This is a genomic window from Pseudomonas sp. LLC-1 (assembly GCF_002992185.1).
GTDB classification, from domain to species: Bacteria; Pseudomonadota; Gammaproteobacteria; order Pseudomonadales; family Pseudomonadaceae; genus Aquipseudomonas; species Aquipseudomonas monteilii.
In genome coordinates this window covers 211,521-230,792 of sequence record NZ_LUVY01000002.1, presented here as the reverse complement: position 1 = coordinate 230,792, position 19,272 = coordinate 211,521, and the positions used below count along the sequence as shown (strand labels likewise).

The window sequence follows — 19,272 nt, the reverse complement described above, 5'->3', positions numbered from 1 at the left end:
TCGGCATCGTTGCGATGCCGGGTGGGGCAGGGGGCTGCCTGCCTGGCGGGCGGCCACGCACAATAAAAACAAGAGAGAAAAACCATGCTCGCACTCCTGGGCCTGATCATGGTGGTGACGTTCACCTACCTGATCATGAGCAAGCGCCTGTCGCCTATCGTTGCGCTGACCGTTGTCCCCATCGTCTTCGCCATCGTCGGCGGTTTTGCGCCCGAACTGGGCAAGATGATGCTCGATGGCCTGAAGATGGTCGCGCCATCGGCAGCCTTGCTGTTGTTCGCCATCCTGTTCTTCGGCCTGATGATCGACGCCGGCCTGTTCGATCCGCTGATCCGCAAGATCCTCAAGCGGGTGAACGGCGACCCGATCAAGATTGCCATCGGTACGGCGCTGCTGTCGCTGCTGGTGGCGCTGGACGGTGACGGGACCACCACCTACATGATTACCTGTGCCGCCATGCTGCCGCTGTACAAGCGCATTGGCATGAACCCGATGATCCTGGCCACCGTGGCCATGCTGTCGCTGAGTATCATGAGCGGCCTGAGCCCCTGGGGCGGCCCGGCTACCCGCGCCATTGCGGCGCTCGGGCTGGATGCCAGCGAATACTTCATCCCCATGCTTCCGACCATGATCGGTGGCGCTGCCTGGGTGGTGTTTACTGCCTTCCTGCTGGGTCGGGCAGAGCGTCGGCGTATCGGCAACACCGCGTTGCAGGAAGGCGGTGGCAATTGCTACATCAAGGAAATCCTCGGCGACAACCCGCACAAGCGCCCGCGGCTGGCGTATGTGAACCTGTTGCTGGTGATTGCCGTGATGACGGCACTGGTGATGGGGCTGATGCATGCCGCCATCCTGTTCATGATCGGTTTTGTTGCCGCACTGATGATCAACTACCCGCAGCTGGAGTTGCAGAAAGAACGCATCCTGGCGCACTCGGGCAACGCGATGACCGTGGTGTTGCTGGTGTTCGCGGCGGGCATCTTTGCCGGCATTTTCTCTGGTACCAAGATGGTCGACGCCTTGGCGCAAACCCTGGTCGACTGGATTCCCGAGGCCTGGAGCCACTGGTTCCCGCTGGTGGTGGCGCTGACGAGCATGCCGCTGACCTTCGTGCTGTCCAACGACGCCTATTACTTCGGCGTAGTGCCAATCCTGGCCAACGCCGCAGCGGCCTACGGCATCGACCCGCTGGAAATTGCCCGCGCCTCGGTGCTGGGCCAGCCGGTGCACCTGATGAGCCCGCTGGTGGCCTCGACCTTGCTGCTGATGGGCATGGTCGACCGTGATATCGGCGACTTCCAGAAAGCCACCGTGAAATGGGCGGTGCTCACCTCGCTGGTGCTCACGGCGCTGGCCCTGCTCACGGGGGCGCTGTCCTTCTTCGTCTAAGCCCTGCCTGTACGCCTTCCAATAACAAGAACCGAGTAACGATCATGTCCCGAGTTGTATTCCGTGGGGCCACTTGTGGCCTGCTCTGCGGCTGGCTGCCTGTTGCCGGCGCGGCTGGTTTTGTCGATGACAGTACGCTGAAGTTGCAGTTGCGCAATGTCTACTTCAATGAAAATTTCCGCGATGAGCAGGGCTTGAGTGCACGTGCCGCCGCGACCGCCAAAAGTGAGCGGGTCGAGTGGGCGCAGGGCTTTCTGCTCGACTACCAGTCGGGCTATACGCCGGGCGCGCTGGGCCTGGGGGTTGATGCCCTTGGCTTGTTGGGTGTCAGGCTTGACTCCGGTCGCGGGCGCAGCGGCACGGGGCTGTTGCCGGTGCATGACGATGGCCGCGCGGCGCAAGAGTTTGCCAGCGCCGGGGTAACGGCCAAGGCTCGCTTGGGTAAGTCGGTGATCAAGCATGGCACGTTGCTGCCCAAGACGCCGGTGCTGGTCTACAACGATGCACGGCTGCTGCCACAGACCTATCAAGGCACGCAACTGACCAGCACGGACATCGACGGGCTGACCCTGAGCGCCGGTCACCTGGACCGCTTCAAGCAGCGGGACTCATCCGACAGTACGGGCCTTTATCTGGACGGTTACGGTGGTGCCAAGTCGGGTGATTTCACGTTTGCGGGTGCTGAGTACACCGTCAGCAAGCAGCTGCGCCTGAGCTACTTCCATGGCCAGCTTGAGCACTTCTACCGTCAGGACTTCGCCAGCCTGGTGCATGACCTGCCACTGGCCGGCGGGGTGCTGACCACGGACCTGCGCTACTTCAAGAGCCGGGACAGTGGGGCGGCCTATGGCGGTGCCATCGACAATGACATGTTCAGTGGCCAGCTGGCCTATGCGCACGCCGGCCATACCGTCGGCGCGGGCTACCAGGTACTCGATGGCGAGGCCGGGCTGCCGTACATCAGCGGTGCGACGGTGTATTCGTTCAGCAATGTCGGCATTGGCAAGTTCATCGAGGAGGAAGAGAAAACCTGGATGGCCAGCTATGGCTACAACTTCACCGCTGCTGGCGTGCCGGGGCTGACCTTCATGGCCCGGTACCTGAGCGGCGACAATGGCCGCTCGGGGGCTGCGGGCATCAAGGAGTGGGAACGTGACGCCGAGCTTGCGTACGTGGTGCAGGGGGGGCCGCTCAAGGGGGTGGGGGTGAAGTTGCGCAACTACGTCTATCGCTCGGACTTTGCCCGGGGGCGAGACAGCAATCGCCTTTACCTGACCTACGAAATTGCTATCTGGTGAGGGCGCAGCCAAAACTCAATGTTGGTGCAAATCCCTGTAGGAGCGGCTTTAGCCGCGAACACCGGCAACGCCGGTGCCATCCTGCGCGGTGTATGGCACCGGCTGCGCCGGTGTTCGCGGGTAAACCCGCTCCTACAGGTATAGCGTGTGCCTAGAACCTGTGTGAGCGCATGTATGCAGGCTACCGGGCGTTCTTTTCAAGGATCCGCGCCCCGGATCCTTCCTTGCCCAGCACATCCTCGGGGTTACGCAACGGGCAGTCCTCCAGCGACAGGCAACCGCAACCAATGCAGTTGTCCAGGCTGTCGCGCAGCGCCTCCAGCGTGCGGATGCGGGCGTTCAGGTCTTCGCGCCAGGCGGTGGACATCTCGCCCCATTGCGCTGCCGTAAGCTTGCTGTTGGGTGCATAACGGCTGAAGGCCTGCTTGATTTCCTCCAGCGGAATACCGGTGCGCTGCGCCACCTTGATGATCGCCAGCGTGCGCAGCACCAGCGAGGGAAAACGGCGCTGGTTGCCGGCTGTGCGGACACTGGCGATCAGCCCCTTGGACTCGTAGAAGTGCAGCGCAGAGACTGCCACGCCGCTGCGTTTGGCCACTTCGCCTACCGTGAGCATCCGCGTGTTGTCCGCTGCCATGCCTGTTGACCTCAAGTTAAGTTGAGCTCTTATAGTCCTGCCCGATCTCTCCCGCAACCGCTTTCCTGATGATCGGAGCACTGCATGAACAAAAGGACGTTACTGGCCTGTGCCGGCGCTGTGGCAGGTGTGCTGGCGGGCGCCTATGCGCTGGTGGGCAACAGCTCGACGCAACCCGCTGCCGCCGCATGGCCGGCAACCAAGGTGGCGCTGGCCACGGCCGAGCAGGTGCAGGTGGCGCGGCAGAACTTTGCCTCGGGGGAGCTGGAGGCCGTCAACCAGGTGCAGGTGGCGGCCGAGGTGGCGGGGCGCATTACCCGTATCGCGTTCGAGTCGGGGCAGACCGTCACGGCCGGGCAGGTGCTGGTGCAGCTCAATGACGCCCCGGAGCAGGCCCAGCGCGTGCAGTTGCGGGCCAAACTGCGCAACGCCGAAGTGGTGTTGCAGCGCAGCCGCAAACTGCTGGCTATGCATGCCGTTTCGCAGGAACTGTTCGATAACGCCGCCACTGCCGTGGATGTGGCCAGTGGCGAGTTGCAGCACGTCGAGGCGTTGATCGCGCAGAAGGCCATCCGGGCGCCGTTCGCCGGCAAGCTGGGTATTCGCCGGGTGCATCAGGGCCAATACCTGGGCGCTGGCGAGACCATCGTCAGCCTGGCAGATACCCGCCAGTTGCACGTCAACTTTTCCCTGGGCGAGCAGGCCGCGCCCGACGTGCAGGTGGGGCAGGTGCTGGCACTGGGTGTGGATGCCGTGCGCGGCCAAGGCTTCCAGGCCCAGGTAGTGGCGGTCGACCCGGTTGTCAGCAAGGCGCGCCTGGTGCAGGTGCAGGCCGCCTTGGCGAACCCGGACGGGCAGTTGCAGCCGGGCATGTACGCCAGTGTACGTCTGGACGCGGCGCAGCCATCGACCGTGCTGGCCGTGCCGGAAACCGCAATTACCTACACCGCCTATGGGCAGACGGTGTTCGTTGCCACCCGGGATGCGGAACACGGCACCCGTGTGAAACGGGTGCAGGTCACCACCGGTGAGCGCTGGCAGGGGCGGGTGGAGGTGACCTCTGGTCTTGCGCCGGGTGATCAGGTGGTGGTCTCTGGCCAGCTGAAACTGAACGATGGCATGTCTGTCGAGCCGGTGGCCCAGGACAGCCTGCAGGCCAGCCAGGGAGGGCGGCAATCGTGAAGTTCACTGACGTCTTCGTGCGCCGCCCGGTGTTGGCGCTGGTGGTCAGCAGCCTGATCATCCTGCTGGGGCTGTTTGCCATGGGCAAACTGCCGATCCGCCAGTACCCGTTGCTGGAAAGCTCGACCATCACCATCAGCACCGAGTACCCCGGGGCCTCTGCCGAGCTGATGCAAGGCTTCGTGACTCAACCGATTACCCAGGCGGTGTCATCGGTGGAGGGCATCGACTACCTGTCCTCGTCCTCGCAGCAGGGGCGCAGCCTGATTACCCTGCGCATGGTGCTGAACCGCGACTCGACCCAGGCGCTGGCCGAGACCATGGCCAAGGTCAACCAGGTGCGCTATCGCCTGCCGGAAAAAGCCTACGACCCGGTGGTGGAGCTGTCGGCAGGTGACTCCACTGCCGTCGCTTACGTGGGCTTTGCCAGCGATACCTTGTCGATACCCGAGCTGAGCGATTACCTGTCGCGGGTGGTGGAGCCGCAGTTCTCCGGCATCGACGGCGTGGCCAAGGTGCAGTCGTTCGGCGGTCAGCGCCTGGCGATGCGCCTGTGGCTGGACAGCGAGCGCATGGCCGGGCGCGGGGTGACGGCAGCCGATGTGGCGCAGGCAGTGCGTGCCAACAACTACCAGGCGACGCCCGGCCAGGTGCGCGGCCAGTACGTGCTGGCCGATATCCAGGTGGACACCGACCTCACCCGGGTCGAGGACTTTCGCGAACTGATCATCCGTAACGCGGGCACCGACCTGGTACGCCTGCGCGATGTCGGCACCGTCGAGCTGAGTGCGGCGGCCACCCAGACCAGTGCCACCATGGATGGCAAACCGGCCGTGCACCTGGGCTTGTTCCCCACGCCAACCGGCAACCCGCTGGTGATTGTCGAGGGCATTCGCCAGCTGCTGCCGCAGATTCAGCAGACCCTGCCACCGGGCGTGCATGTGGCGTTGGCCTACGAGACCGCACGCTTCATCGACGCCTCCATCCACGAGGTGCTGCGCACCCTGGTAGAGGCGATGCTGATCGTGGTGCTGGTGATCTGGCTGTGCCTGGGTTCGCTGCGCAGTGTGTTGATTGCAGTGGTGGCCATCCCGTTGTCGATGCTCGGCGCTGCGGGCCTGATGCTGCTGTTCGGCTTCAGCCTCAACCTGCTGACCTTGCTGGCGATGGTATTGGCCATCGGCCTGGTGGTGGACGATGCCATCGTGGTGGTGGAGAACGTGCACCGCCATATCGAAGAGGGCAAGTCGCCAGTTGCTGCGGCATTGGCCGGGGCACGGGAAATTGCCGGGCCGGTGATTGCCATGACCCTCACGCTGGCGGCGGTGTATGCACCAATCGGGCTGATGGGCGGGCTGACCGGCACGCTGTTCCGCGAGTTCGCCCTGACCCTGGCGGGGGCGGTGATCGTGTCTGGCGTGGTGGCGCTTACCTTGTCGCCGGTGATGAGCTCGCTGCTGCTGCAACCTGGTCAGCAGCACGGCGCAATGGCCAACCTGGCGGACCGGTTGTTCGGGGCGCTGACCGGGGCTTACGGGCGGGTGCTGGCTTACACCCTGTCTCATCGCTGGATCAGTGGCGGCGTGGCACTGCTGGTGTGCCTGAGCCTGCCCTGGCTGTACCTGCTGCCACAGCGCGAACTCGCCCCTCCCGAGGACCAGGCGGCTGTGCTCACGGCTATCAAATCGCCGCAGCATGCCAGCCTGGAATATGCGGAACGCTTTGCGCTGAAGCTCGACCAGGTGATGAAGTCCATTGCCGAAACCACCGACACCTGGATCATCAACGGCACCGACGGCCCGGCCGCCAGTTTCGGCGGCATCAACCTCAGTGCCTGGCAGGCTCGCGAGCGCTCTGCTGCGCAGGTGCAGGCGCAGCTTCAACAGGCAGTTGCGGACATCGAAGGCAGCAGCATTTTCGCCTTCCAGGTGGCCTCGCTACCGGGTTCCAGCGGAGGCTTGCCGGTGCAGATGGTGCTGCGCAGTGCCCATGACTACCCCGAGCTGTACCAGACCATGGAAGCCCTCAAGCAGCGTGCCCGCGACAGTGGTTTGTTCGCCGTGGTGGACAGTGACCTGGACTACAACAACCCGGTGGTGAAGGTGCGCATCGACCGGGCCAAGGCAGCCAGCCTGGGCATCAGCATGCAGGCCATCGGCGAGTCGCTGGGTGTGCTGGTGGGCGAGCAGTACCTCAATCGCTTCGCCCTGTTCGGGCGCTCCTACGACGTGATTCCGCAGAGCATTCAGGACCAGCGCCTGACGCCTGCGGCGCTGAACCGCCAATATGTGCGCGCCGAGGACGACAGCCTGGTGCCGCTGGCCACGGTGGTGCACCTGGATATCGAGGTTGCGCCTAATCGCCTGCTGCAATTCGATCAGCAGAATGCCAGCACCTTGCAGGCGATACCGGCGCCGGGTGTGTCGATGGGCAATGCCGTGGCATTTCTTGAGCAACTGGCCAGTGAGCTGCCGCCTGGCTTCAGCCACGACTGGCAATCGGAATCACGGCAGTACGTGCAGGAGGGCTTTGCCCTGATGTGGGCGTTTCTTGCCGCGTTGGTGGTGATCTATCTGGTGCTGGCGGCGCAGTACGAAAGCCTGGTGGATCCGCTGATCATCCTGGTGACCGTGCCGCTGTCGATCTGCGGTGCGCTGCTGCCGCTGGCGCTGGGCTGGGCCACGTTGAACATCTACACGCAGATCGGACTGGTGACGTTGATTGGCCTGATCAGCAAGCACGGCATCCTGATGGTGGAGTTCGCCAACGAGATCCAGGTGCGTGACAACCTTGATCGGGCGGCGGCTATCGTCCGTGCTGCGCAGATACGTTTGCGGCCTGTGCTGATGACCACGGCGGCGATGACCTTTGGCGTGCTGCCGCTGCTGTTCGCCAGTGGTGCCGGGGCCAACAGCCGCTTCGGGCTGGGAGTGGTGATTGTGTGCGGGATGCTGGTCGGCACCTTGTTTACGTTGTTCGTGCTGCCGACGGTGTATGGGTGGCTGGCGCGGGATCATCGGGTGGTGTCGGTGCGGAGCCAGCAATTGCTGGAGGCTGAACGGGTTTTGGGTATGTGAAACGTAGGCACAGGGCTGCGCGTTGTGTTTGTCGGTCAGGGCCATTGGGGCTGCTTTGCAGCCCATCGCCGGCAAGCCAGCTCCCACAGGGACCGTGCCTGGCTTGAGGGCTGTGCAGTCCCTGTGGGAGCTGGCTTGCCGGCGATGGGCCGCACAGCGGCCCCAATCGTTTGATCAGGCGGGTGAGCGGTCGCGGCGCATCTGGGTGACCAGGGTAAAGCGGTCATCCGGGTGCACGGTTTCGGAAACCGCCATCAAATCGCCGTTTTCCTCGCGATAATGGCGAATGATCTTCAACCCCGGTGAACCCGCCTCGGCCTTCAGCGCCCGGGCCATTTCCGCCGTCAGCAACACCGCCCGCACCTGCTGGTCGACCACCGCGATCGCCCGGCCATAGTGCTGTTCGATCAACCCGGCAATCAGTTGGTCGGGGTGCTCGCGGGCCAGTTCGATGACATCGGCGTAGTCCCGCTGCGCATACACGTCGGTCCAGCACAGGGGCGCCGCATTGTGCAGGCGGTCGACGCGGATGCTCGACACGCAGAAGTAGTGCTCACCCGGTACCAGCCCCAGCCGCGCCGCTTCGCTCAAATCGGCAACGAAGTGCCGCACGTCCTGAATTTCCCGCTGCTGGGTTTCGGCCAGGTGCGCAAGGTCGGCCACGCTGGCCAGCGATTGCGAGTAGCCACCGCGCGGGCTGCTGGCTTCCACCCGGGTACCCACGCGCTTGCGCCGCGACACCAGCCCCTGGTTGAGCAACTGGTTGATGGCCGCGCGCACCGTGTGCCGGCTTACATCGTAAAGGTCGCACAGCTCGAACTCGGTCGGCAGCAGGCTGCCCACCGGGTAACGGCCGCTGGCGATGCCTTCCATCAAGTCCTTTGCCACGGTGGTGTAGCGCGTCGGGTTCATACCTTTGGTCTGTCTCGCAAATTTCATCGGTTGACAGTGTAACAGCGACAGGGCAAGAATTATGTACGGACATAAACAATATGTCCGATCAAAAACAACATTTCAGGATCCCTGCCCATGTCCACCACCGTTTTCGATTCCACCCTGTTCCGCGACATGTTCGGCACCGCCGAAATGCGTGCGGTGTTCTCCGACAAATCGCTGATCGAGCGTTACATCGAAGTGGAAGTGGCCTTGGCCAAGGCCGAAGCCCGCTGCGGCGTGATCCCTGCCGAAGCCGCCGTGCAGATTGCCGAGCTGTCGCGCTACGAAGCGCTGGACCTGGCACTGATGCAGCACGAGACCGAGATCGTCGGCTACCCGATCCTGCCCTTGGTCGAGCAGTTGTCGAAGCTGTGTGGCGAGGCGGGTCGCTACGTGCACTGGGGTGCCACTACCCAGGACATCATGGACACCGCCGTGGTATTGCAGGTGCGCGCCGCACTGGCCATTGTCGAGCGCGATATCCAGGCCGTGCGTGGCCTGCTGGCCGAGCTGGCGCTGCGCTACCGCGACACCCCAATGGCCGGCCGTACCCACCTGCAGCACGCGCTGCCGATCACCTTCGGCTACAAGTGCGCGGTGTGGCTGAGCATGTTCGACCGCCATGCCGAGCGCCTGGTGGAGCTGCGCCCGCGGGTGGAAGTGGGGCAGTTCGCCGGTGCCGCCGGTACCCTGGCGTCGCTGGGCGACAAGGGCCTGGAAGTACAAGCCGCGCTGATGGACGAACTGGGCCTGGGCGTGCCACAAGCCACTTGGCACGTGGCCCGTGACGGCCTGGCCGAAACCCTGAACTTCCTGGGCCTTGTCAGCGCTTCGCTGGGCAAGGTGGCGCTGGACATCATGATGATGATGACCAGCGAGCTGGGCGAAGCCTACGAGCCGTTCGTCAAGGGCCGTGGCGCCAGCAGCACCATGCCGCAGAAGCGCAACCCTATTTCCTGCGAGCTGATGTACGCCGCCGCCAAGGGCGTGCGCCAGCAGGCCGGGCTGATGCTCGACGCCATGATCCAGGACTTCGAGCGCTCCACCGGCCCGTGGCAGGCCGAATGGATCGCTATCCCCGAAGCCTTCGCCCTGACCGGTGCCTCGCTGGCCCAGGCGCGCTTCATGCTGGCCGGCCTGGACGTACGCACCGAGCGCATGCGCAAGAACCTGGACATGACCCAGGGCCTGATCGTGGCCGAGGCAGTGATGATGGGCCTGGCCCCGGCGCTGGGCCGCCAGGTGGCGCACGACGTGGTCTATGCCGCCTGCCGTATGGCCAACGACCAGGGCATCAGCCTGCTGGACGCCTTGAAGGCCCAGGGTGAGGCCACTGCGCGCCTGGACCTGGCCACTCTGGAACAACTGTGCGACCCGACCAACTACCTGGGCCTGGCGCCGCAGATGGTCGACCAGGCCCTGGCCCGCCCGGGTGCCGTTGCCCGCTGATACGCCCGGGGCCCGGCATGCCTGGGCCCCGACCTGTGCATACGTACAATAACAATGAGAACGCTACCATGGCTTCCACTTCGAAAAAGCCGCTGTACAAGGACCTGACTTTCCAGGTGCTTGCCGCGATGTTGCTGGGCATCGCTTTCGGTTTCCTCGCCCCCGAGCTTGCTGCCAAGTTCAAGATCCTCGGGGACATCTTTCTCAAACTGATCAAGACCGCTGTTGCGCCGTTGGTGTTCTTCACCGTGGTGCACGGCATTGCCTCGGCCGGTGATATCAAGCGGGTCGGCAAAGTGGGCTGGCGTGCGCTGGTGTACTTCGAACTGCTGTCCACCCTGGCGCTGGCGCTGGGCCTGCTGTGGGGCAACCTGATCAGCATTGGTTCGGGCATGCACGGGGCACACGCCAGCAGTGCCGCATCGGCCGCGGCCAGCGCTGCGGTCGCCAAAGGCCATGCGCCGGCCTCGACCATGGACTTCATCTACAACATCTTCCCCGACAATTTCGTGGGCGCCTTTGCCGGTGGCCAGTTGTTGCAGGTGCTGGTGATCGCCGTGCTGTTCGGCTTTGCCTTGCTGGCCTTGAAGCATGAGCGCCGGGCGGTGATCGAGGACGGCCTGAACCGGGTGTCGGAGTGCTTCTTCGAGTTCATCAACCTGATCATGAAGTTCGCCCCGCTGGGTGCGTTCGGCTCGGTGGCCTACGCGGTAGGCAGCAATGGCTCGGCGGTGTTGATGTCGCTGGCCAACCTGGTGCTGATGTTCTACGTGGCGGTCGCCTTCTTCCTGTTCGTGGTGCTGGGTGCAGTGTGCCGGTTGTCGGGGTTCAGCCTGTGGCGCTTCCTGAAGTACATCAAGGACGAGATTTTCATCGTGTTGGGGACCGCTTCGTCCGAGAGCGCACTGCCGCGCTTGCTGCAAAAGCTCGAACGCTTCGGCTGTTCGAAGCAGAGCGTGGGCCTGGTGCTGCCGACGGGTTATGCCTTCAACCTGGATGGCACCTCGATCTACATGTCGATGTGCGTGCTGTTCATTGCCAATGCCTACGGCGTGCCGTTGGGTTGGGAGCAGCAACTGGGCATTTTGGCGATCATGCTGGTGACCTCCAAAGGTGCGGCGGCGGTGTCGGGTGGCAGCTTCGTTGTGTTCGCTGCGACGGTAACGGCCATTGGCGTGCTGCCGGTTGAAGGGCTGGCTTTGCTGTTTGGCGTGTACCGCTTCATGTCGATGGCCATGGCTACCTGCAACACCATCGGCAACAGCGTGGCGACGGTGGTGGTGGCCAAGTGGGCGGGGGAGTTTACCGAACAGAGTGCGCGTGAAGAATATTCGCGGGTGCTGGGCCGCGCGCCCGGAGCGGCACTCTAAGCACATAGGGGCGTTACTTATTACCTTGTGGGAGCGGGCATGCCCGCGAAACAGGCGCCGCGGTGGATGGCACGGGCTGCGCCCGTGTTCGCGGGCATGCCCGCTCCCACAGGTACCGCGTAATCCGGTAGTTTGGTATCAAGCCTGCTGCCTGGTCCGCAACAGCAACGCCGCCAGTGCGCACCCGACCAACGCCAGGCACGCAAGGTAGAACGCATCACTGTAAGCCATCAGGTAAGCCTCCCTGCGAATGGTCCCCGCCAACCCTTCCAGCACCTGCTGCTGGTGCGGCAACCAGCTCTGCACTGTCTGGTTGATACGCTCCTGCACACCAGGCTCGAACACCGTCACGTGCTCGTGAATACGCTCACTGTGAAAACGCTCACGGGTCGCCACCAGCTGTGTCAGCCCGGCGGTGCCAATGGCGCCGCCCAGGTTGCGCAGCATGGAGAACACCGCCGAAGCCGAGCCGGCCTCGCGCTTGTCCAGCCCGGCCACCGCCAGCACCGACAGCGCCACCATGATGAACGGCTGGCCAATGCCCCGCACCACCGTGGACGGGATGATCACGTTGTCGGCACTGTCGGCGCTCAGGCTCGCCCCCAGCCAGCAACCCAGCGCCATGATCAGAAAGCCACTGGCGACCATGAACTTGGCGCTGGTCCAGCCCATCAGGCGTGGCATCAACGGCGCCAGCAGCAGCTGCACCACACCATAGGCAATCAGCGCCACGCCTACGTCGTGCGCGCTGAAGCCCTGCAACTGCGACAGGTAGTTGGGCACCAGGAACACCAGGCCGAATGTGGCGGCGCCAAAGATGAACATTGCCACGCTGGCGACACCGAAGTTGTAACGGCCAAGCAGCCGCAGGTTGATGAAGGTACGCTGGCCGAACAGTTGCGTCACCACGAACACCAGCAGTGCGATACCGGCGATCACGCTCATGCCGACAATGAACGGCGAGCCGAACCAGTCCAGCCGGCCGCCTTCTTCCAGCACGATCTGCAGGCCACCCAGGCCGACCACCATGGCCGCGATACCCAGCCAGTCACCCTTGCGCAACAGTTCGAGCCTCATCGGTTTGGCCTCGATCGACCAGGCGATGGCGCACAGCAGCGCAATGCCGGGGAACAGTTGCAGGTAAAAGATCCAGCGCCATGAATAGGCGTCGGTCAGCCAGCCACCAATCGACGGCCCGGCCGCTTGCGCCACGCTGTTGGCCAGGCTGAACAGCGCCATGCCCATGGCCATCTTGCTGGCTGGCAGCTCGGTGATGATCAGCTGGAACGACAGCGGGATCAGCACCGCCCCCGCAGCGCCCTGGATAACCCGAATGGCAATCATCGCCTCCAGGTTGGGGGCCCATGAGCAGGCCACCGATGCCAGCAGGAAAACGAACGACCCCGTCCACATGACCCGGCGCAGCGAGAACACCTCCACCAGCCAGGCGGTCAGCGGAATCATCACGATTTCCGCCACCAGGTAGGCGGTGGAAATCCACGAGCCTTCCTCGAAGCTGGCGCCCAGCGAGCCGCGGATTTCCGGCAGGGCAGCGCTGGTGACGTGCACGTTCATGCCGGCCATGAAGCAGCCGAACAGGCCACCCAGCACCGCCACCCAGGCACGCAGCGAGACCGGTTGTTCAGTGCGCATCGGTAACCTCTGCGGGGCGGGTGTCGACGGTGGTGACCACCGACATGCCGGGCAGCACCTGTGGGCCATCCAGCGGTTTGTCGAGCAGGATGCGCACCGGGAAGCGCTGGACGATCTTGGTGAAGTTGCCGGTGGCATTGTCGGACGGCAGCAGGGCGAAGACATTGCCGGAGGCTGGCGAGAAACTGGCCACATGGCCGTGCAGTGGCTGGCTGGCGAAGGTGTCTACACGTATTTCTACCGGTTGCCCGGCGCGCATGTGGGCCAGTTGGGTTTCCTTGTAGTTGGCCACCACATAGGCCTGCTGCAGGGGCACCACGGCCAGTAGCGGCTGGCCCGGCACCACATACTGGCCGGCGCGCACGCGGCGCTGGCCAACCACACCGTCGATGGGGGCGCGGAGCACGGTGTCCTGCTCATCCTGTTCGGCCAGTCGCTGGCGGGCCAGCGCGTGGGCCAGCGCTGCTTCTTTCTGTTTCAACGTGGCGTCGGCCTGGGCGGATCGTGCCTTGGCCATGGCCAACTGCGCGCGCTGTTCGCGCAATGCGGCCTGCGCGCCCTGCAGTGCGGCCTGGGCCTGCGAGGCAGCGGCACTGGCGCTTTCCAGGCGCTGTACTGTTGCGGCATCGTCACGCACCAGGCCACGGTAGCGTTGCATGTCCAGCTCGCTGCGCAGATGTTCGGCTGCAGCGCCCTGCACGGCGGCTTCTGCCTGCAGGATGGCTTGCTGCTGTTGGTTGATGCGCTCGGCCGCCACCTGCTGGCTGGCCTGGGTGGCGGTCAGCGCCGCCCGGGCTTCGGCCACGCCGGCCTGGGCCTGGTCGAGGCGGGCCTGATAGTCGCGGGCTTGCAGGCGCACCAGTACATCGCCGGCGTTTACCGGTTGGTCGTCATCGACTTCGACCTTCGCCACGTAGCCGGCGACGCGTGGGCTAAGGGCCACCCAGTCGGCGCGAATGTAGGCGTCGTCGGTGGTTTCCAGGTAGCGGCCGGTGGTGAGCCAGTAGCTGGTGGAGGCCAGTAGTGCGATTACTGCGAGGCTGCCACCTGTGATGTATGCCAGGCGGCGACGGATTTTGGACTTGGCCTGCTGCTCATCGGCAGTAGGTACGATTTGTTCTGCGGCAACATTCATGTTCGGTTATCACTCTTGAATAGTGGGGCTGCTGTGCAGCCCATCGCCGGCAAGCCAGCTCCCACCTCGACCTTGTCGATGTCACGACATGCTTCAACCCATGGAACAACCATCAGGCATCCAGAGGCCTGCGCGGTCTCTGTGGGAGCTGGCTTGCCGGCGATGGGCCGCACAGCGGCCCCTGGGTTCTTGTTGGCTACCACCGCCCGCCCAAGGCGCGGAACAGGTTGACCTGTGCTTGTGCCAGGCGCCCTTGGGCCAGGACATGGCTACCCCGCAAGCGGATCAGTTCACGCTCGCTGTCGAGCAACGCCAACCCGTCCACGGTGCCGGCCCGGTAGTTGCTTTGGGCCAGGGCAAAGCCGCGCTGGCTGTGCGCCAGGGCCGCGTCCAGTGCCTGCAACCGCTGTCGCTCGCCGTCGTAACGCGCCAGCGTCTGGCGCACGTCTTTCAGTGCCCGCAACGCCACACCTTGGTAATGGGCCACCTGCGCTTGCTGCAATGCTTCGGCTTTGCCGACCCGAGCGCGGTTGGCCTTGACGTTGGGGAACTCCCAGCGGATCAGCGGGCCGATGCCGAACATCACCGCACGGCTGTCGCCCAGGTTGGCAAGGTGGTGGTCCGAGGACGTCAGCGACGCGCCGAAGCTGACCTTCGGGTACAGGTCGGCCCGGACGATTTCGGTCTCCAGCGTGGCAGCTTGCAGTTCCCGTTCGGCCTGGCGCACATCCGGGCGGCGTGCGAGTAACTGCCAGCCGTCGCCAACCGGCAAGGGCGCCGACAGCGAAGGGATGGACGTGCAGGTGCTGGCCTCGGCCAAAGAGGCCTGGCCGCTGAGCATGCCCAGCTCGTACAGCGCCATCTGCCGTCGGGCCTCCAGTATCGGCAACCGCGCCCGCACCTGTTCGCGCAGGCCCAGCAGGCGTTCGCTGTCCAGGGCCGTGGCAACGCCGGCCTGGTGCTGGCGCTCGCTGAGTTGCACGCTGTGGTCGAGGGTTTGCAGAGACTGGCGGGCTTCGACCAGGCGAGCCGTGTAGATGCACTGGTCGATATAGGCCCGGCTGGTCTGGGCCACCACCTGCAGGCGCAGCAGGTCCAGCGCGGCCTGGGTGGCTTCAGCCTGCACCTGTGCTCGCGCAATGGCGGCGCGTACCTGGCCCCAGACATCCACCTGGTACGCCAACTCGATGCCCGGGTTGAATTGCCATTGTGATGGCGCGTGGCTGTCAGTCGCTTCGGCCAGGGTCTGGTCATCGGCGCTCTTGCCGTACGTCGCGGCAAGGCCCACGGAGGTGGACGGCCAGCGCCTGGCATCGAATTCGCCGATGCCCGCCAGCATGGCCTGCACATTCGCTTCGGCCTGCTTCAGGTCCTGATTGTGCGCCAGGGCTTGCTGCACCCAGTGGTTGAGCTGTGAATCCCGGAACAGTGCCCACCAGCGCTCCGGCAGAGGTTGCTTGCTGGTGCCAGCCGGCAGGCTGGCCAGCGGGTCCGCTTGCAGTGCGGTGGGTGGCTCGGCCGGTGTGGGTTGCCGGGCGCAAGCCGCCAGCACGCTCAGCATGCCGATGGCGGCGCCAAGCCGGGCAGGAAAAGGGAATGATTGCAGTAGAGGCATCACACACGTCGCTTCAGGGGTGGTGATGCGAGGTTAACGATGGCGAGGCAGGCCTCGCTGCCGCAAGCAGGACAACCCTGCGCGCAAGTGGGACAACCTGTCAGTCAGTACCCGCGCGCGCAGCCGTTCTGCCAGTCGCTGGGGGCGTAACCGAGGATGCGCTTGAACATGGCGGCAAAGGCGCTGGCGCTCTGGTAGCCATGTTCCAGTGCCACATTCAGGATGGGCTGGCCGTTGGCCAGGCACTGCTGGCTGAGCATCACCCGGGCCCGGGCGCGCCATTCGCCATACGACATGCCCACCTCGCGCTGGAACAGCCGTGCCACGCTGCGGGCACTCATGTTCAGCTGTGCGCCGCATTGTTCCAGGGTCAGGTCCTGAGCCGGGTCCTGCAAGAAGCGCTCGCACCAGGCACGCAAACGCGCCTGGTGCGGCAGTGGCACAAAGGCATCGATGCGCCTGGCAGTGGCCAACTCACACTGGATCAACGCCCGCACGTGTTCGCCGTCTCGCAGGTCGAGCAGGCGCGCTGCAGCCAGGATCAGCTCGTGCAGCAGGCCGGACACCACGATCACCTGGCAATGCGCGACGCGTGCCTCAAGCAACAAGGTGCGCATGCTGACCACGCCCTCCATGCGAATGGCATGGCTGACACCGGCGGGCATCCATAACGCATGCCCGCCGGGGATCACCCAGCTACCGCCCTCGCTGCTGACCCGCATCACACCGCTGGCGGCGTAGATCAGCTGGTCTTCGGCGTGGCAGTGGCTGGCGACTTCATCACCGTGCCGGTAATCCATTCCCAGTGCTTGCATGTGGGCATCCTCGGTAGTGGATCCGAGTATACGGTGGTTGAGTGGTGCCCGGTTGCGAAGGGTTGCCGCATATTGGAAGTGGATTGTGCTTATGTTGCTATTTTTTTGTTAAATAAGACTTAAAATTGTTGGCGCGTAGGGATCTGCGAGTTTTCGTAGCAAAGAGTCCGACGCATTTGATGCGGCGTCTGTGAGATCGAGCGCCACGCGGGCGGCGCTCGTTTTCACAGGCGCTGGAGATGTTGTGGCAAGCATCTGCTGCGCGAAGGCGATATGGAGGACGACCACAAGTTCCTGGGCGCTGCCGATTAGCTCACAGCGTTGGCCAAGGCTTTGATGAACGAAATAGAGCTGACCAAAAATACCTTGCGCTGAACTGCTTTCCTTACGGCAGCAGCCTTGTCGGGGCCGCGTTGCGGCCCTTTTTTTTCACAAGGTGAGACCCCTTGCAACGCGTGCGTCGCAGTCACACCCTGTTGGGCAAGCCCATGTGCAGCAAGGGGAATGGCCGGCCCTCGCCATCCAGCGGCGAACGGCCTGTCTGGATGAAACCGTAATGCCGGTAGAAGCCCACAGCCTGCGGGTTTTGCTCGTTGACGTCGACACTCATTGAATGGCGCGATTGGCGGCCGAAGTCCAGCAGCGCGCGGCCAATGCCTTGCCCATGAAGGTCGGGGTCGACGAAGAGCATTTCCACGTGCTGCTCGTTGAAGCCGATGAAGCCCAGCGGCTGGTCATCCGTGTCGACTGCTACCCACAGCTCGACGGCCGGGAAGTAGATATCGCGCAGCTGTGGCAGCAATGCGTCGATGTCGGCGGGTTGCAGAAAGTGGTGCGTAGCGCGCACGGCGCGCAGCCAGATGTCCAGCAGCTGCGGGTAGTCGGCAGCGATGCCTTGGCGAATGATCATGAGGTCATCCTGAGTGGATTGATGGCGGGTGGGCGCGCCTGTGAGTGGCGGCCATGCAGGTGTCGGCATCATGAATGACCGCTTCGCGAATCAACGCCTGGGCGGTGCACGGCAGGGGAGGCCGGAAGGGAAGAGTGGGGAGGGTACCCGGATTGGGTTGTCTGGGCCAGCACCGGCGATACAAGTCTGCGCCTTTGACTCGGTCAGGATTACTGTCAATGCTGCAATTGAACCCGCAAAACAAGCATGGCCCCGGGAGCGCCAATGAACCGAAACGAACTGCGCAAAGCCGATATCAACCTGATGGTGGTGTTCGAAGCCCTGATGCAGGAGCGCAACCTCACCCGTGCGGCAGAAAAACTGTTCATCGCCCAGCCCACGGTCAGCGCCGCGCTGGCCAGGTTGCGGGCGATGTTCAACGACCCGTTGCTGATCCGTGTGGGCAACCGCATGGAACCGTCGGCCAGGGCCGAAGAGGTGATCAAGTACCTCACCCCGGCGCTGGATGCGATGTCCATCGCTCTCAGCCTTTCCCATGACTTCGACCCGGCGACCAGCAACATGACGTTCCGCATCGGTTTGTCCGATGACGTGGAGTCGGGCTTGCTGCCGCCACTGCTGCGGGCCCTGCGGGTGGAGGCGCCGAACGTGGTGGTGGTTGTGCAGCATGTGGATTACTGGCGCATACCGGATTTGCTGGCAGCAGGCGATGTTACGGTTGGCATCAGCCAGACCAGAGGGCTGCCAGCCAACGCCAAGCGCAAGGTGCTGCGCACCATGCAGGGCAGGGTGGTGCGGGCCGACAAGTCAGCCACCCCTCTGACACTGGATGAGTTTTGCGCCCGCCCGCACGTTCAGGTCTCGCCCACCGCCAATACGCAGGGCGTGGTCGACGACTGGCTGAAAGAAATCGGCCGTGAACGCAAGGTGGTGTTGTCGGTGCCGCAGTTCAGTTCATTGCCGGCAATTCTGGCCGGCACCGACCTGCTGGCCTGCTGCCCGGACTATGCCGCGCACGGCATGGAGCGCTGGGGCAACCTTCAGGCCGAGGCGCTGCCGTTCGAGGCCGCCGCGCTGGAATTGGCCATGGTCTGGTTGAGCACCACCGACAGCGACCCTGCCGAACGCTGGTTGCGCAGTCGCCTGGAGCAGTACATGGGCGGCGAGCGTGAGGTGGCCATCGGGCTCTGACTGCGACTGCCGGAATGTGGGGCCGCTTTGCAGCCCCAGTCAAATCAGCATTTGGCCTTGAACGCTGCCTGTGCCAACCCCTCGATCCAGTCCTGGTGACCATTGATCATGGGATTGGGCTTGGTACGGGCCAACTCCGCAGCCGGTTTTCCTTTCTGCGTTTCTTGCGTGAGGATGCGCACCCGGTTGCCGGGCAGGTCTTCGATCAGCCAGGCGTGATGCACGTCCAGGCGCGTGTCGATATCGCCCTCGACCCAGCCATGCCAGGCCACGCGTGCGGGTTGACCTGGGGCAGGTGGCACATGCTCGGTCACTTGAGCCTCGACCGGGAAACCGAACGTGGTGAAGCGAAAGCGTGCGCCGTTGCTCAGGTACGGGCCGGAGCCATCATGAAAACGGATGTCCGCTGCATTGCGGTAGTACGTTGGCCACGCCCGCGTGTCATCCAGTTGTTGCCAGACTGCTTCGGCAGTGAAGCCGGCGATGATGATTTCGTTCGAGGCAAAGTTCTCGGTGGTGCCGGGCAGGTATTCGTCAGGCCATTCGATGTGATGCATGGTTGATCCTCGGGTAAGGGGCGCCTTGGCGGCTTTGACGAAACCATGGTGCGCGGCC

Annotated in this window: 15 protein-coding genes; 7 read left to right on the top strand and 8 right to left on the bottom strand. The window is 64.1% G+C overall.

Annotated elements, in window-relative coordinates:
- Window positions 1-84 precede the first annotated feature (84 nt).
- Window positions 85-1,389, top strand: a complete 1,305-nt coding sequence (locus A0O30_RS01095; RefSeq protein WP_105945288.1) for a CitMHS family transporter — start codon at window positions 85-87, stop codon at window positions 1,387-1,389.
- 44 nt (window positions 1,390-1,433) lie between these two features.
- Window positions 1,434-2,687, top strand: a complete 1,254-nt coding sequence (locus A0O30_RS01090; protein WP_105945287.1) for an OprD family porin — start codon at window positions 1,434-1,436, stop codon at window positions 2,685-2,687.
- A gap of 181 nt (window positions 2,688-2,868) precedes the next feature.
- On the opposite strand, the gene soxR is transcribed toward A0O30_RS01090, so the two are convergent.
- Entirely contained in the window at window positions 2,869-3,324 is a 456-nt protein-coding gene (gene soxR / locus A0O30_RS01085) for a redox-sensitive transcriptional activator SoxR (RefSeq protein ID WP_105945286.1), read from the bottom strand.
- Window positions 3,325-3,408: 84 nt separating this feature from the next.
- Here soxR and A0O30_RS01080 point away from each other — a divergent pair, with 84 nt between their 5' ends.
- Both A0O30_RS01080 and A0O30_RS01075 read left to right on the top strand, forming a co-directional pair.
- The gene (locus A0O30_RS01080; RefSeq protein ID WP_105945285.1) at window positions 3,409-4,506 is read left to right on the top strand and encodes an efflux RND transporter periplasmic adaptor subunit; all 1,098 of its coding nucleotides are present in this window, start codon (window positions 3,409-3,411) and stop codon (window positions 4,504-4,506) included.
- Window positions 4,503-7,583, top strand: a complete 3,081-nt coding sequence (locus A0O30_RS01075) for a MexW/MexI family multidrug efflux RND transporter permease subunit (protein WP_105945284.1) — start codon at window positions 4,503-4,505, stop codon at window positions 7,581-7,583. The genes A0O30_RS01080 and A0O30_RS01075 overlap by 4 nt, the downstream gene beginning before the upstream one ends.
- Before the next feature lie 174 nt (window positions 7,584-7,757).
- Here the strand turns inward: A0O30_RS01075 and A0O30_RS01065 are convergent, their stop codons facing one another.
- The gene (locus A0O30_RS01065; protein ID WP_105945282.1) at window positions 7,758-8,495 is read right to left on the bottom strand and encodes a GntR family transcriptional regulator; all 738 of its coding nucleotides are present in this window, start codon (window positions 8,493-8,495) and stop codon (window positions 7,758-7,760) included.
- 117 nt (window positions 8,496-8,612) lie between these two features.
- Between A0O30_RS01065 and A0O30_RS01060 the strand changes: the two genes are divergently transcribed.
- Together A0O30_RS01060 and A0O30_RS01055 are read left to right on the top strand one after the other, a co-directional pair.
- The gene (locus tag A0O30_RS01060) at window positions 8,613-9,968 is read left to right on the top strand and encodes an adenylosuccinate lyase family protein (protein ID WP_105945281.1); all 1,356 of its coding nucleotides are present in this window, start codon (window positions 8,613-8,615) and stop codon (window positions 9,966-9,968) included.
- A 68-nt stretch (window positions 9,969-10,036) separates the two neighbouring features.
- Window positions 10,037-11,338, top strand: coding sequence for a cation:dicarboxylate symporter family transporter (locus A0O30_RS01055; RefSeq protein WP_105945280.1), 1,302 nt, complete (start codon window positions 10,037-10,039; stop codon window positions 11,336-11,338).
- 138 nt (window positions 11,339-11,476) lie between these two features.
- Here A0O30_RS01055 and A0O30_RS01050 read toward each other — a convergent pair whose 3' ends face one another.
- The 5 genes from A0O30_RS01050 to A0O30_RS01030 all read right to left on the bottom strand — a co-directional run bounded on the left by A0O30_RS01050 (window position 11,477) and on the right by A0O30_RS01030 (window position 17,466).
- Complete coding sequence (locus tag A0O30_RS01050; protein ID WP_105945279.1) at window positions 11,477-12,991, bottom strand: DHA2 family efflux MFS transporter permease subunit; 1,515 nt, start codon at window positions 12,989-12,991, stop codon at window positions 11,477-11,479.
- Window positions 12,981-14,126, bottom strand: a complete 1,146-nt coding sequence (locus tag A0O30_RS01045) for an HlyD family secretion protein (protein WP_105945278.1) — start codon at window positions 14,124-14,126, stop codon at window positions 12,981-12,983. The genes A0O30_RS01050 and A0O30_RS01045 overlap by 11 nt, the downstream gene beginning before the upstream one ends.
- A 196-nt stretch (window positions 14,127-14,322) precedes the next feature.
- A complete protein-coding gene (locus tag A0O30_RS01040; RefSeq protein ID WP_105945277.1) occupies window positions 14,323-15,741 on the bottom strand; it encodes an efflux transporter outer membrane subunit in 1,419 nt (472 codons plus the stop codon).
- A gap of 104 nt (window positions 15,742-15,845) precedes the next feature.
- Window positions 15,846-16,556: a helix-turn-helix transcriptional regulator gene (locus A0O30_RS01035; RefSeq protein ID WP_105945276.1), complete on the bottom strand. Its 711-nt coding sequence runs from the start codon at window positions 16,554-16,556 to the stop codon at window positions 15,846-15,848.
- Between the two features lie 466 nt (window positions 16,557-17,022).
- On the bottom strand, window positions 17,023-17,466 hold the full coding sequence (locus A0O30_RS01030; RefSeq protein WP_105945275.1) for an acetyltransferase: 444 nt from the start codon (window positions 17,464-17,466) through the stop codon (window positions 17,023-17,025).
- Window positions 17,467-17,730: 264 nt separating this feature from the next.
- Between A0O30_RS01030 and A0O30_RS01025 the strand changes: the two genes are divergently transcribed.
- A complete protein-coding gene (locus tag A0O30_RS01025) occupies window positions 17,731-18,657 on the top strand; it encodes a LysR substrate-binding domain-containing protein (protein WP_105945274.1) in 927 nt (308 codons plus the stop codon).
- Between the two features lie 44 nt (window positions 18,658-18,701).
- On the opposite strand, the gene A0O30_RS01020 is transcribed toward A0O30_RS01025, so the two are convergent.
- Window positions 18,702-19,214, bottom strand: coding sequence for an SRPBCC domain-containing protein (locus tag A0O30_RS01020; RefSeq protein ID WP_105945273.1), 513 nt, complete (start codon window positions 19,212-19,214; stop codon window positions 18,702-18,704).
- Window positions 19,215-19,272 lie beyond the last annotated feature (58 nt).

Excerpts from the sequence above, each read along its gene's own strand:
- A0O30_RS01035 (WP_105945276.1), bottom strand. The coding sequence starts at position 16,556 with ATGCAAGCACTGGGAATGGATTACCGGCACGGTGATGAAGTCGCCAGC.
- A0O30_RS01080 (WP_105945285.1), top strand. The coding sequence starts at position 3,409 with ATGAACAAAAGGACGTTACTGGCCTGTGCCGGCGCTGTGGCAGGTGTG.
- A0O30_RS01090 (WP_105945287.1), top strand. The coding sequence starts at position 1,434 with ATGTCCCGAGTTGTATTCCGTGGGGCCACTTGTGGCCTGCTCTGCGGC.
- A0O30_RS01045 (WP_105945278.1), bottom strand. The coding sequence starts at position 14,126 with ATGAATGTTGCCGCAGAACAAATCGTACCTACTGCCGATGAGCAGCAG.
- A0O30_RS01060 (WP_105945281.1), top strand. The coding sequence starts at position 8,613 with ATGTCCACCACCGTTTTCGATTCCACCCTGTTCCGCGACATGTTCGGC.
- A0O30_RS01050 (WP_105945279.1), bottom strand. The coding sequence starts at position 12,991 with ATGCGCACTGAACAACCGGTCTCGCTGCGTGCCTGGGTGGCGGTGCTG.
- A0O30_RS01065 (WP_105945282.1), bottom strand. The coding sequence starts at position 8,495 with ATGAACCCGACGCGCTACACCACCGTGGCAAAGGACTTGATGGAAGGC.
- A0O30_RS01040 (WP_105945277.1), bottom strand. The coding sequence starts at position 15,741 with ATGCCTCTACTGCAATCATTCCCTTTTCCTGCCCGGCTTGGCGCCGCC.
- A0O30_RS01020 (WP_105945273.1), bottom strand. The coding sequence starts at position 19,214 with ATGCATCACATCGAATGGCCTGACGAATACCTGCCCGGCACCACCGAG.
- A0O30_RS01030 (WP_105945275.1), bottom strand. The coding sequence starts at position 17,466 with ATGATCATTCGCCAAGGCATCGCTGCCGACTACCCGCAGCTGCTGGAC.
- A0O30_RS01055 (WP_105945280.1), top strand. The coding sequence starts at position 10,037 with ATGGCTTCCACTTCGAAAAAGCCGCTGTACAAGGACCTGACTTTCCAG.
- soxR (WP_105945286.1), bottom strand. The coding sequence starts at position 3,324 with ATGGCAGCGGACAACACGCGGATGCTCACGGTAGGCGAAGTGGCCAAA.
- A0O30_RS01025 (WP_105945274.1), top strand. The coding sequence starts at position 17,731 with ATGAACCGAAACGAACTGCGCAAAGCCGATATCAACCTGATGGTGGTG.
- A0O30_RS01095 (WP_105945288.1), top strand. The coding sequence starts at position 85 with ATGCTCGCACTCCTGGGCCTGATCATGGTGGTGACGTTCACCTACCTG.